The following is a 15,283-nucleotide window of genomic DNA, read 5'->3' on the forward strand; positions in this document are numbered from 1 at the left end:
AGGCCCTTTGCATGATCCTCGTCATCGACAATTATGACAGCTTCACTTGGAACCTCGTCCATTATCTGATGGAGCTGGGCGCAGAGGTGGAGGTCGTGCGCAACGACGCGATCTCCGCGGGCCAGGCGCTGTCGTCCGGCGCGGAGGCGTTCCTGATCTCACCGGGGCCGTGCACGCCCAACGAGGCCGGGGTGTCGCTCGATCTCGTCGCCGCCGCCGCGGATGCCGGGCGACCGCTGCTCGGCGTGTGCCTCGGCCACCAGTCGATCGGCCAGCATTTCGGCGGCAAGGTGGTGCGCGCGCCGCAGCTCATGCATGGCAAGACCAGCGCGGTCGAGCATGACGGCACCGGCCTTTATGCCGGCCTGCCCTCTCCCTTCACCGCGACCCGCTATCACTCGCTGGTGGTCGAGGAGATCCCGGCCTCGCTCATCGTCAACGCGCACACTGCCGACGGCACGGTGATGGGCTTCCGCCACGAGAACCTGCCGATCCACGGCGTGCAGTTCCACCCGGAAAGCATCGCCACCGAACATGGCCATGCGATGCTCGCCAATTTCCTTGCGATCGCCGGCATCGCGGTGAAGGAGCGCGCATGACGACGATCGCGCTGCTGCCCGACACCGCCTCACCGCTCTCCACCGAGAGCGCCTATGCCGCCTTCGCCGACATCCTTGACGGCAAGGCGAGCGAGGAGGCGATCATCGCCTTCCTCGTCGGCCTTACCGATCGCGGCGAGACCAGCATCGAGATCGCCGCCGCCGCCAAGGCGATGCGCGAGCGGATGATCGCGGTCTCCGCGCCTGCGGGCGCCGTCGACGTGTGCGGCACCGGGGGCGATGGCCACCACAGCCTCAATGTCTCCACCGCAGTCTCCATTATCGTCGCGGCGTGCGGCGTGCCCGTCGCCAAGCATGGCAACCGCGCCGCATCCTCCAAGGCGGGTGCCGCCGATACGCTGGAAGCGCTGGGGCTCGACCTCGACCGTGCCGGCCGGCTGGCCGAGGAAAGCCTGAACGAGATCGGCATCGCCTTCCTGTTCGCCGCCAACCACCACCCGGCGATGAAGCGGATCACGCCGATCCGGCGGAAGATCGGCAAGCGGACGATCTTCAACCTGATGGGTCCGCTCGCCAATCCGGCGCGCGTCACCCGCCAGCTCATCGGCATCGCCCGCCCGGATTATGTGCCGGTCTATGCCGAGGCGCTGGCGCTGCTCGGCACCGAGGCGGCGATGGTGATCTCCGGCGAGGAAGGGCTGGACGAGCTTTCGGGCGCCGGCCCCAGCCGCATCGCCGCGATTGGCAACCTGCCCGTCACCACCAGCATTTCGCCCGCCGAGATCGGCCTGCCGACCAACCCGACCAGCAGCATCCACGGTGGCGACCCCGCCTATAACGCCGCCGCGCTGCGCCGACTGCTGCGGGGCGAGACCGGTCCCTATCGCGATGCGGTGCTGCTCAACGCCGCCGCCGCGCTGATCGTCGCCGGCCGCGTCGACGGCTGGGCGGAGGGGGTGGAGGAGGCCGGCGAAGTGCTCGACAACGGCCTCGCCAACGCGCTGCTCGATTGCTGGATTTCCTTCTGATGACCGACATGCTCGCCGAAATCTGCGCGACCAAGCGCCTCGAGGTGGATCGGCGCAAGGCGCATATCGCCTTCGCTGACCTGGAAGGGCGCGCCCGCGCCGCGACGCCGCCGCGCGGCTTCCGCGCCGCGCTCGATGCGAAGGCGGCGACCGGCCATGCGCTGATCGCCGAGGTCAAGAAGGCCAGCCCTTCCAAGGGCCTGATCCGCGAGCATTTCGATCCGCCCGCCCATGCACGGGCCTATCAGGCCGGCGGGGCCGCCTGCCTCTCCGTGCTCACCGACGAACCCTATTTCATGGGGCATGACGATTATCTCGTCGCTGCCCGCACGGCGGTGTCGCTGCCCTGCCTGCGCAAGGATTTCATGGTCGATCCCTGGCAGGTGACGGAGGCGCGTGCGCTGGGCGCGGACTGCATCCTGATCATCGCCGCCGCGCTCGATGATGCGCAGATGGCCGATATCGAGGCGGAGGCGATCCGCTGGGACATGGACGCGCTGATCGAGGTGCATGACGCCCATGAGTTGGAACGCGCACTGAAGCTGAAATCACGGCTGATCGGCGTGAACAATCGCGACCTGCGCGATTTCTCGATCTCATTCGAGCGCACGTACGAACTCGTCGATCGCGCCCCCGCCGGCTGTACCTTCGTCGCCGAAAGCGGTTTGCGCGACAAGAGCGATCTCGATGCGATGGCGGCGCGCGGCGTGCGCTGCTTCCTCGTTGGCGAAGCGCTTATGCGGCACGACGATGTCGAGGCGGCAACCCGCGCGCTGATCGCCGGATGAGCGGCCTGACCCATCTCGATGCCGATGGCGCGGCGCGGATGGTCGATGTATCGGCGAAGGCCGTCACCACGCGCGAGGCGGTGGCCGAGGGCCGCATCCTGATGAGCGCCGAAGCCCGCGACGCGATCCGAGACGGACTGGTCAAGAAGGGCGATGTCCTCGCAGTGGCGCGCATCGCCGGGATCATGGCCGCCAAGCAGACCAGCAATCTGATCCCGCTCTGTCATCCGCTGCCGCTGTCGTCGGTGGAGATCGACCTGAACGTGACCGACGAAGGCGTCGCTGCCACCGCTACCGCGCGGATCGCCGCGCAGACCGGCGTGGAGATGGAGGCGCTGACCGCGGTCTCGGTCGCGTTGCTCACCGTCTATGACATGGCCAAGGCGCTCGACAAGGCGATGCGGATCGAGGGCATCCGGCTTCTCGCCAAGCGCGGCGGCAAGTCCGGGGACTGGCACGCGGACGCATGAGCCTGCTGCCCGTCAGCGAGGCGCAGGCCCGTTTGTTCGCGCTGGTGCCGCCTGTGACTGTCGAAAGCATCGCGATCGACAACGCCGCAGGCCGCTGGACCGCCGCACCGATCGCCGCGCTGCGCACGCAGCCCTGGCACGATCTCTCCGCGATGGACGGCTACGCGCTGCGGTTCGCAGAGCTCGACCAGAAGCTGACGGTGATCGGCGAAAGCGCGGCGGGACGCCCATTCGAGGGGCAGGTCGGCCCGGGCCAGGCGGTCCGCATCTTCACTGGTGCGGCGCTGCCCGCGGGTACCGACACCGTGCTGTTGCAGGAAGAGGCGCGGCGCGACGGCGATGCGCTGTGGCTCGATGGCGAGGGGCCGTTGCGCAGGGGTGCGCATATCCGCCGCGCCGGTTCGGACTTCCTTGGCGGTGATGTGCTCATCGAAGCCGGCGTGCGGCTGGGACCGGCGCAACTCGGCCTTGCGGCGATGAGCGGTCACGGCCACCTGCAAGTCCGCCGCCGCGTGCGCGTCGCGACCGTCTCGACGGGCGACGAATTGGCACCGCCGGGAGCACCGTTGGTGGAGGGCGTATTGCCAGCCTCAAACGGCCCGATGCTGCGCGGACTGCTTGCGGGGCTTCCCGTCGAGATCGTCGACCTCGGCATATTGCCCGACCGGCTCGACGTGCTGGCGGGCGCATTCCGCGCGGTCGAGGCCGACATCCTCGTGACCACCGGCGGCGCATCGGTCGGCGATCATGACCTTGTTCGCCCCGCGCTGATCGCCGCCGGTGCCGAAATCGATTTCTGGCGGATCGCGATGAAACCGGGCAAGCCGCTGATGGCGGGGCGGCTCGGCACCGCCGTTGCACTCGGCCTGCCGGGCAATCCGGTCTCCGCATTTGTTACCGCCAGCCTGTTCCTGGCCCCCCTGGTCGCGGCGCTTTCCGGCGCGGCGCGGCCCGCGCCCGTCCCGCTGCCGGGCATTCTCGGTGGCGACCTGCCGGCGACGGCCAATCGCGCCGAATATGTGCGCGCGGCCATCATTGACGGGCGGCTGGTTCCGGGCGCGACGCAGGACAGCGCCGCAATGCGTGCGCTTGCCCGCGCCGACGCCCTGATCGTTCGCGAGGCTCATGCCAACCCCGCACAAATCGGCGAGTCGTGCTTGTTCCTGCCACTCGCTTGACACCTTTTGTTCCGCGGGTTACGCGTTCGCCATTCGTTCCTTTGGAAGGTGCTGGCGATGTTGACCCGCAAGCAGCATGAGCTGATCTGCTTCATCCACGACCGTCTCGCCGAGACCGGTGTGTCGCCGTCGTTCGAGGAGATGAAGGAGGCGCTGGACCTCAAGTCCAAGTCCGGCGTTCACCGCCTGATCAGTGCGCTTGAGGAACGCGGCTTCCTGCGCCGCCTCGCCAACCGCGCCCGCGCGCTCGAAGTCGTCAAGATGCCCGAGCGTGCCGAGCGCAAGCCGGCCGCGGCGGCCCCCGCCCCGGCGGTAGCGCCTGCCAAGGCTCCGGCCCGCGCGCTTCCGATCGCCGCGAACGACGTGATCGAGATTCCGCTCCATGGCCGCATTGCCGCCGGCGTGCCGATCGAGGCGATGGAGAGCGATCGCATGCTCTCGGTGCCCGCCGCACTTCTCGGCACCGGCGATCATTATGCGCTGGAAGTCTCCGGGGATTCGATGGTCGAGGCCGGCATCCTCGATGGCGACTATGCACTGATCCGCCGCACAGACGTCGCCCGCGACGGCGAAATCGTCGTTGCACTGGTCGAAGACGCTGAAGCGACGCTCAAATATTTCCGCCGCGAAGGCTCAATGGTCCGCCTCGATCCAGCGAACCGCGCTTATGATCCGCAGCGTTACGCGCCGGACCAGGTGCGGATCCAGGGCAAGCTGGCCGGGCTGCTACGCCGCTATCATTGATGGGGTTTAACTCCCTCCCTTCAGTGAAGGGTTGGGGTAAGGCAGATCGAGCGCGGCGCGATCAGCAGAATATGCAGCATCGCGATGCTGAACTGGCTCTCCGCTTGGCGCGATTTCCCCTCTCCCCCGCCCTCTCCCCAGAGGGGGAAGGGAGTGGTACGGCGGCAACCTGAAGGCACGAGCAATCCGTGCCGCGTGGAGAGACGATGCCCATTCGCCTGTTCGACTATTGGCGGTCATCCGCCAGCTATCGCGTTCGCATCGCCCTGAACCTCAAAGGCATCGCCTATGAGCGGGTGGCGGTCGATCTGCTGGCGAGCGAGCAACGCTCATCCGCGCATTTGGCACGCAACCCGCAGGGCTTTGTACCAACGCTTGAGATCGACGGGCTCGAACTGACCCAGAGCTTGGCGATCATCGACTATCTCGACGCCAACTATCCCGATCCGCCGATGGTCTCGAAGGATCCCGCGCGCCGCGCGAAGACGCTGGCGCAAGCGCTGATGATCGTCGCCGATATCCATCCGCTCACCAACCTGCGCGTGCTCAAGCATCTCAAGCGCGAATTCGACATCGACGACGTTGCGCGCGACGACTGGTATCGCCACTGGCTGCGTGAGGGACTGCTCGCGCTCGAAGCATCCGCCGTCGGATCCGGGCGCTTCCTCGGCGGCGACGCGCCCGACATGGCCGACGTCTGCCTTGTCCCCCAGATGTATAATGCCCGCCGCTTCGCGCTCCCGCTCGACGATATGCCGACGCTCGTCCGCATCGATGCCGCCGGGCAGGAAATCGAGGCATTCGCCGCGGCGCATCCGGATCAGGTCAAGTAGCGCGCGGGGATACTTGATCCGGGGCGGCACCGGTGGGAGAGGGGCGGCATGACCGACGAGGAAGCCGCAGCCGAACTCGCCCATCTCGCCAGCGAGATCGCCCACCACAACCGCCTGTATCATGATCAGGACGCGCCGGAGATCAGCGACGCCGATTATGACGCGCTGATCCGGCGTAACACGGCGCTGGAGGCGGAATTCCCGCACCTGATCCGCGACGATTCACCGTCGCGGCTGGTCGGCGCGCAAGCGACCGGTGTGCTCGCCAAGGTAACGCATGCGCGTGCCATGCTCAGCCTCGAGAACGCCTTCGACGATGCCGACGTCATAGAATTCGTGCTCCGCGTCCGCCGTTTCCTCGCGCTCGGCGAGGGCGATCGCGTTGCGCTGACCGCGGAGCCCAAGATCGACGGCCTCTCCTGCTCGCTGCGCTACGAGAAGGGCCGGCTGGTGCTCGCCGCGACCCGCGGCGACGGCCAGATCGGCGAGGACGTAACGCCCAACGTCCGCACCATCGCCGATATTCCCGAACAACTGCCCGACGGCGTACCGGACGTGTTCGAGGTCCGCGGCGAGGTCTATATGGCCAAAGCCGATTTCGCCGCACTCAATGCGCGCCTGCTCGCCGAGGCCGGCGATCCGGAGAAGGCGCGCCAGTTCGCCAATCCGCGCAACGCCGCCGCCGGATCACTGCGCCAGAAGGATGCGGCGATCACCGCCACACGCCCCCTGCGCTTTCTCGCCCATGGCTGGGGCGAGGTGTCGGCGCTGCCCGCAGAAACTCAGCATGGCGTGATGCGCGCAATCGAAAGCTGGGGGCTGCCGGTCAGCGACCTGCTCGTCGAATGCGTTCAGGTGGAAGCCGCGCTCGCGCATTACCGTCGCATCGAGGCACAGCGCGCAGACCTGCCGTTCGACATCGACGGCGTCGTCTACAAGGTCGACCGGCTCGACTGGCAGCAGCGGCTGGGCTTCGTCGCCAAGGCGCCGCGCTGGGCGATCGCGCACAAATTTCCCGCCGAACGCGCGCAGACGACGTTGCGCGCGATCGACATCCAGGTCGGCCGCACCGGCAAGCTCACGCCTGTCGCGCGACTTGAGCCGGTGACGGTGGGCGGCGTCGTCGTCACCAACGCGACATTGCACAATGCCGACGAGATCGAGCGGCTGGGCGCGCGGCCGGGCGACCGCGTCGTCGTCCAGCGGGCGGGCGACGTCATCCCCCAAATCGTCGAGGTTCTGACCCGCAACGAGGACCGTCCCGTCTTCATTTTCCCCTCCCACTGCCCCGCCTGCGGGTCTGACGCGGTGCGCGAGGAGGGCGAGGTCGACATTCGCTGTACGGGCGGGCTGATCTGCCCGGCGCAGCGGGTCGAGCGGCTGCGCCACTTCGTGTCGCGCGCCGCGCTCGACATCGAGGGGCTCGGCGGCACGACGATCGAGAGCTTTTTCAACGACGGGCTGATCGAGTCTCCCGCCGACATCTTCCGCCTGCACGAGAAGCGCGCCGAATTGCTGGAGCGGGAACGCTGGGCGGAAACCTCGGTCGACAATCTTATCAAGGCGATCGACGAGCGCCGCAATGCGCCGCTCAACCGCGTGCTGTTCGCGCTCGGCATCCGCCATGTCGGCGTGTCGACCGCGCGCGATCTCGCGCGCCGCTATCGCTCGTTCGAAACCTTCATGGCGATGATCGAGGCCGCGCGCGCAGCGCGCAGCGGGCTGGAGCCAACCCCGGCCGAGCCCGAACGCAAGTTCGTGATCCGTCGCGACAAGGCGACCGTTGCTGCGATCGACACCGCCGGCATCGGCCCCGAAGTCGCCAACGCGCTGCTCGACTTCTTCGACGAGGCGCACAACCGGGACGTGATCGACGCGCTGCGCGCCGCCGGCCTTTCTCCGTCGGACGTGGTCCACGAAACCCGCGCCTCCGAGGTCAGCGGCAAGACGGTGGTGTTCACCGGCACGCTGGAGACGATGAGCCGCGACGAGGCCAAGGCGCAGGCGGAGGCGCTCGGCGCCAAGGTCTCGGGTTCGGTCTCGGCCAAGACCGATCTCGTCGTTGCCGGCCCCGGCGCGGGTTCCAAGCTCAAGAAGGCGACCGATCTGGGCATCAGGGTGGCGACCGAGGCACAGTGGGCGGAGATCGTCGCCGCGGCGGGATGAAGGATGGGACAGAACGTCCCATTGCTCCGTCTATTGCGAGCCGTTATCAGCCATCCATGATCCTCCATATCGAGAAGGTGCTGGATGGCGCGGCGCTCGCGCGGTTTCAGCAGGTGCTGGCCGCCGCGCCCTGGGCGGACGGCAAGGTGACTGCCGGCTATCAGTCGGCCATCGCCAAGCGCAACCTGCAACTGCCGGAGGATTCCGCAACGGCGCGCGAACTGGGCGCGGCGATCGAGGCGGCGCTGGCGCGCAGCCTGCTGTTTCAGGCGGCGGCGCTGCCGGCGCGCGTGTTTCCGCCCTTGTTCAACCGCTATGAGGGCGGACATGACTTCGGCACGCATGTCGACAACGCGATCCGGGTCGTTCCGGGCACCGGAGAGCGCGTGCGCACTGATCTGTCTGCAACGTTGTTCCTTGCCGATCCCGCGGATTATGATGGCGGCGAACTGCTGATCGAGGATGTCTATGGCGCGCAGTCGGTGAAGCTACCGGCAGGTGACATGATCCTCTATCCTGCGACCAGCCTGCACCGGGTGGCCCCGATTACCCGGGGGGCGCGCGTTGCCAGCTTCTTCTGGATCCAGAGCCTGATCCGCGAGGATGCCCAGCGCGGCATCCTGTTCGATATGGACATGGCGATCCAGCGGTTGCGCGCCGACGTGGGCGACGACCACCCCTCGCTCGTCACGCTCACCGGCTGCTACCATAATTTGCTGCGGCGCTGGGCGGAATGCTGAACAGGATCACCTGCTGTCGACATTCGATCACCCATGCCGCATGGCTCCTTTCGGGGGACGAAGCGTTGGGTGGACACACAGGGAAGATCGAACCGGCGTGATACTCGACGAACAGCAACGGCTCGACGCGCTCGCGGCCTATCGCATATTGGATACGCCCGCTGAACAGGGTTTTGACGAGATCGTCGCCTTCGCCGCAGCACTGTGCGAGGTGCCGACCGCGCTGATCAGCTTCGTCGACCGCGACCGGCAATGGTTCAAGGCGCGCACCGGGCTCGACGCCGCCGAAACAGCGCGATCATTGTCATTCTGCGACCATGCGATGCGCGGCGACGAGCTGATGGTGGTGTCCGACGCGAGGCGCGACCCACGCTTTGCCGACAACGCGCTCGTCACCGAAGGCCTCGGCATCCGTTTCTATGCCGGCGCGCCGCTGCGCACGCCCGAGGGTGTGCCGCTGGGCGCGCTGTGCGTGATCGACACCCAGCCGCGCGACGGGCTCACGCCATTGCAGCGACAGGGGCTGAATGTGCTCGCGGCGCAGGTGATGGCGCGGCTGGCGCTGCGCCGGCAGGATATCGAGCATGAAGCGCAGGGCCAACGTACCGAACGCGCGCGCGCCGAAAGCGAGGAGAAGTTCCGCCTGCTCGCCGACACTATGCCGCAGATGGTTTGGTCGACGCTGCCTGACGGCTATCATGATTACTACAACGCCCGCTGGTATGATTTCACCGGCGTGGCGATGGGCTCGACCGATGGCGCGGGATGGAACACTATGATCCACCCCGAAGATCAGGAACGCGCCTGGGCGGTCTGGCGGCACTCTCTGGAAACCGGCGAGCCCTATGAGATCGAATATCGGCTGCGCGACCGCAGCGGCGCCTATCGGTGGAGCCTGGGGCGTGCACTGGCGATGCGCGACGACAAGGGCGCAATCACTCGCTGGTTCGGCACCTGCACCGATATCCACGAATCCAAGCAGTCGATCGAGCAGCGCGACATCGTCGCGCACGAGCTCAGCCACCGGATCAAGAATATCTTCGCGGTGATCGCGGGCCTCGTCAGCCTTTCGGCGCGCGCCCGGCCAGAGATCCAGCCGCTCGCCGACGATCTGCGCGAACGGATCATGGCGCTTGGCCGCGCGCATGATTTCGTGCGGCCGCATAGCGAAGTGTCTCGCCCATCGCTGGTCGGCTCCGCGCTGCACGGGCTGTTGGAAGCGCTGTTCAGCCCCTATCGCGCGGAAGACCAGCCGCGCGTGCTGATCGCCGGTGCGAACCCGGATGTTGACGATCGCTCGGCAACGCCGCTGGCCCTGCTGTTCCACGAACTGGCCACCAATGCGGCGAAATATGGTGCGCTGTCCAATATCGCCGGCCATGTCGATCTGTCGATCGCCGAAGAGGGCGACACCTATCGCTTTCGCTGGACCGAGCATGACGGTCCGCCGGTCGTGACCGACGGCAAGGGCAGCGCGGGCTTTGGAGGCCGCCTGATCGCGCTCAGCGTTGAGGCCCAGCTAAAGGGCACGCTCGAACGGCGTTGGCAGTCGTCGGGGCTCGAAGTCGAGGTATCGGTGCCGGCGGCGTCGCTTGTGCGGCACTGAAGGCCGGAGACGGGCGAAATCGTCAGGCGAAAAGCCGAAGTTCGCTGGGGGGCACAGCGTCGGGAACGGCGAGATAATTCACCGTTGCGATCAGCGAATTGTCCGAGATCGGCTTGCTGACCACACCGAGCGCACCCTCGATCCCATCGCCCAACTGAGCAGGATTGGCGGTGACGAAAACCACCCGCACGCCGAATTCACGGGCGAGTCGGCGACCGATTTCAGGGCCCGTCTGGCCATCGCGCAGATTGACGTCGACCAGTGCCGCATCGGCCGCGGCGCCCAGCGACATTGCTGTTTCCTGATCGGCGGCGATGCCCACGACCTCGCAACCCAACGAGGTGAGGATATGCTCCATATCGAGCGCAACGAAAATCTCGTCTTCGACGATCAGGAAACGTTTGCTCATCTTCCCGCATTCTGGTCGGTAGTGATGCCGAAGAATGCGTGAACAGCCTTTGATATCCGTTACTCGAAGAATTTTTCGCGATGGTGGCGCGCATGCCGCATCAGGCGGCCTCAAGCGCGCTGCTGTTCGCGTCCGCCAGGCTGGTGCCGTCGAGGATGCGCGCGGTATCGTCGCGTACCCGCGCCATCGCGTGGCGGATGGCGCAAGCCGCTTCATCCCTGCAATCCGCGCAAGGCCGATAGCGGGTACGGCTAACGCAAGGGACCAGCGCCAGCGGCCCTTCGATCACGCGGATGATCTCACCGAAACTCACCAGATGCGGCGCACGCGCCAGCCGATAGCCGCCCAGCTTGCCGCGCTGGCTGTCCACCAGCCCGGCGTCCCGCAGATCGGCGAGGATGAATTCGAGGAATTTGCGCGGCACCTGCGCCTCGACCGCGATCCGCGCCATCGCCACCGGTCGACCGTCCCGCGGCACGGCCGCCAGCACGATCATCGCACGCAGGGCATAGCGTGAGCGCTGGGTCAACATAAGCTAAAGATAAGGGCTGAGCGTCACCGCACAAGCGGATCGGAGGCGATAGCCGCTCTAACCTCGAAATCGGTGAGCGTCGCGCGCCCGAAGCTGGTGGTGAAAGCGGTGTCGGTTGCGTCGCGGCCCTGCGCCATCAGGATATGCTCCCCCGCGATGCGCTCCTGCACGGCATCGAAGGCGTGCCACCGCTGCCCGACATAGACTTCCAGCCAGGCGGCAAAATCGACCGGCGCATCGCCGTCGTCCACGACATAGCCCGAGCAGTATCGCGCCGGGATGTTCATGCAGCGACACAGGGCGATCGCCAGATGCGCGAAATCGCGGGCGACGCCGACCTGCTCGCGATAGGCCTCGAACGCCGTCCGCGTCGGCCGCGCATGCTGGTAGCCGATGTCGAGACGCCCGCGCGCATGATCGAGGATTGCCCGTACGAGCGCGGCGTCACGCGGCAACCCGCCGAACAGCGACCATGCGACATCCGCCAGCCGGTCGGTCTCGCAATATCGGCTGCCCAGCAGGTAGACGAGCACCTCGTCGGGCAGGTCGGCAACCGCATGGCAGCGCGCGTCGGCCGTCAGCGGCTCCGCCGGTGCCGTTTGTTCGATCAGGAAATCGCAGGACAGGGTCAAGCTGCCCGGCGGCAAAGTCAGCCGCGTGCAGACATTGCCGAAGCCATCGACATAATCATACATCGGCACGTCGGGGGTGGCGACGATGCGGTGCGGCGTCAGCAGATCCTGATGGCGCGACGGATGGACACTGAGCATCGCCATCATCGGCGTCGCAACCTCGGTTTCGTAGCGGATCTCATAGCCGGCGCGGATGGGCATGCTCATTCCTCCACCGCAGCGGCGCCCTGGGCCACCGGCTCACGCACGTCGGTATCGCTTTCGGTCTCGACCTCGATATCGACCGAGACGGTCATGTCGATGAAGCTGCCCGGGAATCCCATCCAGGTGCCCGAGATCGGCACCGCGGTGTAGATATCCCGAGCGATGGCGACGCGGATCAGGTCATGATTGCCGATGATCCCGTTGGTGGGATCGAACTCGACCCAGCCAGAACCGGGTAGATAGACGCGCACCCAGGCATGGGTGTTGCCGCCACCGACACGCTGCTGCGTCCGCGGCTTCATGCTGTATACGTAGCCCGAGCAGAACCGCGCGGCGAAACCCAGCGCGCGGACCGCCTCGATCATGAACATCGCATAATCGCGGCAGGTGCCCTTGCGGCTCGTCATCGTCTCGATCGGGCTCTGCGTGCCCTTCTCGTGTCGAGCGACATAGGTGAATTCCTCGCGAATCGCTGCGGTCATCGCCTTGAGCATCGCCAGCGTCTCAGTCGGGCCGCTGTCGTTGACGAAGCGGCGCGCCCACTGGTCGATCCGGCGCAACGGATCGAGATGCTGGCGCTCGATCGAACGCAGCAGATCCGGCATATCTTCGGACGAATAGGTGAAGGGATAGGTGCGCGCATAGTCCTCGATATGCACGTCGTGCAGGTCGGCGGGGCGGTGGCGCATGCGCACGCGGCTGTCGAATACCAGCCTGTCCGCACGGCGATCGAAAGTAGCGATCGCCACCGAATTCCCGAACACGTCATGCAGCCAGCGCAGTTCGGACGGCTGCGGATGGATATCGAGGGTGGCATCGAGCACATGCTGGTCATAGCTCTCGCGCGGCCTGACCATGATGCGATGCTCGCCGAACGAAACCGGCTTCTTGTAGTTGTAGGTGGTGAGGTGGGAGAGATTGAGGAGAGGCATCGCCGGCATGGCTCAAGAGGATATGCGACCGGCGGCACTGATCGGACCCGATGATCCGCCGCCCTTCACCATCATCAACCCCGAAGGGCGGGCATCGTTCCTGCTGATCGGCGACCATGCCGGTGATGCCGTGCCTGCCCGGCTTGACGGGTTGGGGGTGAGCCCCGCCGAGCGCGACCGGCACATTGGCCGTGACATCGGCACCGCGCGGCTGGGCATGCTGCTGGCGGCGGCGCTCGACGCCCCCTTCGTCGCGCAGACCTATTCCCGGCTGGTGATCGACTGCAATCGCGACCCCAACGCGGCGGACGCTATGCCGGCGGTCAGCGATGGCACCGTAATCCCTGGCAATGCCGCGCTTTCCGCCGCCGACCGCGCCGACCGTATTGTGGCGATACACGCGCCCTATCATGCCGCGATTGCGACACTGATCGCGCATCGCCGAGCCAATGGCAGCGCTGTCGTGCTGGTCTCGCTGCACAGCTTCACGCCGGTAATGGGCGGCATCGCCCGCCCCTGGCATGCCGGCGTGCTGCACGATGCCGGCGATACGCGCTTTGCACGTGCCATGCTCGCGGCGCTGGATTCGGAGCCCGACTTGATCGTGGGCGACAACCAGCCCTATCGCATGGACGCGACCGACCACAGCGTGCCGCGTCACGCCTATCCCGCGCAGCTGCCCTACCTGGAGCTCGAGATACGCCAGGACTTGCTGGCATCCGGACAAGATATTGCGGGCTGGGCGGCGCGCCTTGCGAGACTGCTTCCCGCCGCCCTTCCCTTCGCTGCAACTTTGCCTATATAGGGAAGTGCCGGCTTCGGCCGGCTATGGCGATAAATGATACCGCGCTTCGGCGCAGCGGACCCGGGGGCGGTACCCGGCGGCTCCACCAGAAACCCCCGGCAACGGGGGCTCCTGACGGGGCCGAACTAGGATCGACGTGCGGACGGACACGGTGTTTTTGCCCGGGCTGAGTAACCCGTTAAAGGCTCGAAACCACAAGTGCCAACGACAACGAGGCGCTCGCGATTGCCGCGTAATCAAGGCCTAACGGCTTAGATTACAAGGCTTGAACGCGGTTCGGGCCGCACCGGGCAACAGAAGCGGATTCCAGCGGCTCCGGGGGGGCCGGGCAACAGAACCCCCCGACCTTTTTTGCTTTCCGATGCGTGGGCCGACCGTTTCGATCTTGAAACGGTAACGACGCAGCCCGCTGACCGATGTTACCGAAATGTCATTTGGTTCATCGTTAAAACAGTTCTATCCGTCCCGACAACGGCCTTCGTTGCCTGAGGTTCAGGAACAATCTGCTTTGTTCGCTGGTACCGGATGGTGAGCAGAGGTCAGAAACCGAGCCAATCGGGTCGCACATGGACCGGCGTGGTGCACAGCATCGCGCCGGTCTTTTGATGTCGGGGGAACGCGTTGCTCGTCAGGTTGCGGCGCTGACAGGTTCAGTGCGGGATCGAGAGCCGCGCTTCGGTGCCGTTCTGGGCCCGCAGTTCGAATCGCCCCTTGAGCTGCTTTGCCAGCATCGATGCGATCCTCAATCCCAGGCTCGTCGACACATCAAGCGAGAACCCCGCCGGCAAACCATGGCCATCGTCGCGGATGCTGACGACGATTCCGCGTGTGTCGCTCACCACCTGAACCGTGATCCGGCCATGCGGACGCCCCGCAAAGCCATGCTCAATAGCATTGGCGACGGCCTCGGCCACGATCAGCGCGACCGGGATTGCCGCGTCCGGCTCCAGCCGCAGATCGGGCGGTGCGTCGATCTCAAGGCTTACCCCGTCACGTCCGTTGGCCTCGACGATATCGGCACAAAGTTGTTCGAGGAAGGGCCGGAGCCCAAGGCTGCCGCCATCGGGATCGTGCAGTTGCCGGCTGATCCGCCCGATCACCCCCAGCCGGCGCGCAGCTTCGTCCAGTGCGTTACTCGCCTCCGGATCTGTGATGCCCCGCTTCTGCAAGCTCAGCAGCGCGGCGACCATCTGGATGTTGTTGGATACGCGATGCTGGAGCTCGCGGAACAGCAGCGCGCTTGTCTCGCGTTCCTTGGCCAGCCGGCGATTGGCGGCCATCATCAGCTCCACCAACGCAATCTGGGTAACGACGACGAACGTGTAGAGCGCCATCGCCGCGATCGCGACGGTGTTGATGGCGAAGCTGTGATAGGGCGGGATGAAATAATACCACGCAAGCGCACCGCCGACGATGGCTGCGACGATGCCCGCTCGCAGCCCGAACAGCACTGCCGCCGCAACCACCGCCGGGAAGAAGGTGGCATAGGGAAAGCCCACGGGCAGCAACGGATCGGCCGCGCGGCGGATAAGGTAGGCGATCGCGAGAAGTGCCGCGGTTGCCGCAAGCGCCATAAGCGGACGTTCGGCCAACAGCGGCAATCGTTGAAAGAAACCCGTCCTGCGCATCGCCCGCCACTACCCCCGTCGACCGCTT

At 66.3% G+C, this 15,283-nt stretch carries 16 protein-coding genes and 1 other RNA gene; 12 read left to right on the forward strand and 5 right to left on the reverse strand.

Annotation, left to right across the window (positions count from 1 at the left end; genetic code table 11):
- Positions 1-11: 11 nt before the first annotated feature.
- The 10 genes from FHS96_RS20980 to FHS96_RS21025 all read left to right on the forward strand — a co-directional run bounded on the left by FHS96_RS20980 (position 12) and on the right by FHS96_RS21025 (position 10,113).
- The gene (locus FHS96_RS20980) at positions 12-599 is read left to right on the forward strand and encodes an anthranilate synthase component II (protein WP_429596327.1); all 588 of its coding nucleotides are present in this window, start codon (positions 12-14) and stop codon (positions 597-599) included.
- Positions 596-1,588 (forward strand): anthranilate phosphoribosyltransferase, encoded by a 993-nt coding sequence (gene trpD / locus FHS96_RS20985; RefSeq protein ID WP_429596329.1) that lies wholly within the window; start codon positions 596-598, stop codon positions 1,586-1,588. Before FHS96_RS20980 ends, trpD begins: the two co-directional genes overlap by 4 nt.
- Positions 1,588-2,376, forward strand: coding sequence for an indole-3-glycerol phosphate synthase TrpC (trpC, locus tag FHS96_RS20990; protein ID WP_429596332.1), 789 nt, complete (start codon positions 1,588-1,590; stop codon positions 2,374-2,376). Before trpD ends, trpC begins: the two co-directional genes overlap by 1 nt.
- Complete coding sequence (gene moaC, locus FHS96_RS20995; RefSeq protein WP_429596335.1) at positions 2,373-2,846, forward strand: cyclic pyranopterin monophosphate synthase MoaC; 474 nt, start codon at positions 2,373-2,375, stop codon at positions 2,844-2,846. Before trpC ends, moaC begins: the two co-directional genes overlap by 4 nt.
- On the forward strand, positions 2,843-4,024 hold the full coding sequence (locus FHS96_RS21000) for a molybdopterin molybdotransferase MoeA (RefSeq protein ID WP_429596338.1): 1,182 nt from the start codon (positions 2,843-2,845) through the stop codon (positions 4,022-4,024). Before moaC ends, FHS96_RS21000 begins: the two co-directional genes overlap by 4 nt.
- Positions 4,025-4,081: 57 nt before the next feature.
- On the forward strand, positions 4,082-4,768 hold the full coding sequence (lexA, locus tag FHS96_RS21005) for a transcriptional repressor LexA (protein ID WP_429596341.1): 687 nt from the start codon (positions 4,082-4,084) through the stop codon (positions 4,766-4,768).
- Between the two features lie 206 nt (positions 4,769-4,974).
- Positions 4,975-5,601, forward strand: coding sequence for a maleylacetoacetate isomerase (gene maiA / locus FHS96_RS21010; protein WP_429596344.1), 627 nt, complete (start codon positions 4,975-4,977; stop codon positions 5,599-5,601).
- 48 nt (positions 5,602-5,649) lie between these two features.
- Positions 5,650-7,767, forward strand: a complete 2,118-nt coding sequence (gene ligA / locus FHS96_RS21015; protein WP_429596347.1) for an NAD-dependent DNA ligase LigA — start codon at positions 5,650-5,652, stop codon at positions 7,765-7,767.
- Between the two features lie 56 nt (positions 7,768-7,823).
- A complete protein-coding gene (locus FHS96_RS21020) occupies positions 7,824-8,507 on the forward strand; it encodes a Fe2+-dependent dioxygenase (RefSeq protein ID WP_429596350.1) in 684 nt (227 codons plus the stop codon).
- Between the two features lie 40 nt (positions 8,508-8,547).
- The gene (locus FHS96_RS21025; protein ID WP_429596352.1) at positions 8,548-10,113 is read left to right on the forward strand and encodes a sensor histidine kinase; all 1,566 of its coding nucleotides are present in this window, start codon (positions 8,548-8,550) and stop codon (positions 10,111-10,113) included.
- Positions 10,114-10,135: 22 nt separating this feature from the next.
- Here FHS96_RS21025 and FHS96_RS21030 read toward each other — a convergent pair whose 3' ends face one another.
- The 4 genes from FHS96_RS21030 to FHS96_RS21045 all read right to left on the reverse strand — a co-directional run bounded on the left by FHS96_RS21030 (position 10,136) and on the right by FHS96_RS21045 (position 12,822).
- Entirely contained in the window at positions 10,136-10,522 is a 387-nt protein-coding gene (locus FHS96_RS21030; protein WP_429596355.1) for a response regulator, read from the reverse strand.
- A gap of 100 nt (positions 10,523-10,622) precedes the next feature.
- Entirely contained in the window at positions 10,623-11,054 is a 432-nt protein-coding gene (locus FHS96_RS21035; protein ID WP_429596358.1) for an RrF2 family transcriptional regulator, read from the reverse strand.
- Positions 11,055-11,077: 23 nt separating this feature from the next.
- Complete coding sequence (locus FHS96_RS21040) at positions 11,078-11,887, reverse strand: transglutaminase-like domain-containing protein (RefSeq protein WP_429596361.1); 810 nt, start codon at positions 11,885-11,887, stop codon at positions 11,078-11,080.
- 2 nt (positions 11,888-11,889) lie between these two features.
- Complete coding sequence (locus FHS96_RS21045; protein ID WP_429596364.1) at positions 11,890-12,822, reverse strand: transglutaminase family protein; 933 nt, start codon at positions 12,820-12,822, stop codon at positions 11,890-11,892.
- Positions 12,823-12,829: 7 nt separating this feature from the next.
- On the opposite strand from FHS96_RS21045, the gene FHS96_RS21050 reads away from it, so the two are divergent.
- Entirely contained in the window at positions 12,830-13,627 is a 798-nt protein-coding gene (locus FHS96_RS21050; protein ID WP_429596367.1) for an N-formylglutamate amidohydrolase, read from the forward strand.
- Positions 13,595-13,935: a transfer-messenger RNA gene (gene ssrA, locus FHS96_RS21055) on the forward strand. Before FHS96_RS21050 ends, ssrA begins: the two co-directional genes overlap by 33 nt.
- A 342-nt stretch (positions 13,936-14,277) precedes the next feature.
- Here the strand turns inward: ssrA and FHS96_RS21060 are convergent.
- The gene (locus tag FHS96_RS21060) at positions 14,278-15,219 is read right to left on the reverse strand and encodes a sensor histidine kinase (RefSeq protein WP_429596370.1); all 942 of its coding nucleotides are present in this window, start codon (positions 15,217-15,219) and stop codon (positions 14,278-14,280) included.
- Positions 15,220-15,283: the final 64 nt, after the last annotated feature.

This window comes from Sphingomonas zeicaulis (assembly GCF_050433225.1).
Taxonomy (GTDB): Bacteria; Pseudomonadota; Alphaproteobacteria; order Sphingomonadales; family Sphingomonadaceae; genus Sphingomonas_D; species Sphingomonas_D zeicaulis.

Bases quoted from the DNA above. Each gene is read 5' to 3' on its own strand.
- FHS96_RS20980 (WP_429596327.1), top strand. From the start codon at position 12: ATGATCCTCGTCATCGACAATTATGACAGCTTCACTTGGAACCTCGTC.
- trpD (WP_429596329.1), top strand. From the start codon at position 596: ATGACGACGATCGCGCTGCTGCCCGACACCGCCTCACCGCTCTCCACC.
- trpC (WP_429596332.1), top strand. From the start codon at position 1,588: ATGACCGACATGCTCGCCGAAATCTGCGCGACCAAGCGCCTCGAGGTG.
- moaC (WP_429596335.1), top strand. From the start codon at position 2,373: ATGAGCGGCCTGACCCATCTCGATGCCGATGGCGCGGCGCGGATGGTC.
- FHS96_RS21000 (WP_429596338.1), top strand. From the start codon at position 2,843: ATGAGCCTGCTGCCCGTCAGCGAGGCGCAGGCCCGTTTGTTCGCGCTG.
- lexA (WP_429596341.1), top strand. From the start codon at position 4,082: ATGTTGACCCGCAAGCAGCATGAGCTGATCTGCTTCATCCACGACCGT.
- maiA (WP_429596344.1), top strand. From the start codon at position 4,975: ATGCCCATTCGCCTGTTCGACTATTGGCGGTCATCCGCCAGCTATCGC.
- ligA (WP_429596347.1), top strand. From the start codon at position 5,650: ATGACCGACGAGGAAGCCGCAGCCGAACTCGCCCATCTCGCCAGCGAG.
- FHS96_RS21020 (WP_429596350.1), top strand. From the start codon at position 7,824: ATGATCCTCCATATCGAGAAGGTGCTGGATGGCGCGGCGCTCGCGCGG.
- FHS96_RS21025 (WP_429596352.1), top strand. From the start codon at position 8,548: ATGGCTCCTTTCGGGGGACGAAGCGTTGGGTGGACACACAGGGAAGAT.
- FHS96_RS21030 (WP_429596355.1), bottom strand. From the start codon at position 10,522: ATGAGCAAACGTTTCCTGATCGTCGAAGACGAGATTTTCGTTGCGCTC.
- FHS96_RS21035 (WP_429596358.1), bottom strand. From the start codon at position 11,054: ATGTTGACCCAGCGCTCACGCTATGCCCTGCGTGCGATGATCGTGCTG.
- FHS96_RS21040 (WP_429596361.1), bottom strand. From the start codon at position 11,887: ATGCCCATCCGCGCCGGCTATGAGATCCGCTACGAAACCGAGGTTGCG.
- FHS96_RS21045 (WP_429596364.1), bottom strand. From the start codon at position 12,822: ATGCCTCTCCTCAATCTCTCCCACCTCACCACCTACAACTACAAGAAG.
- FHS96_RS21050 (WP_429596367.1), top strand. From the start codon at position 12,830: ATGGCTCAAGAGGATATGCGACCGGCGGCACTGATCGGACCCGATGAT.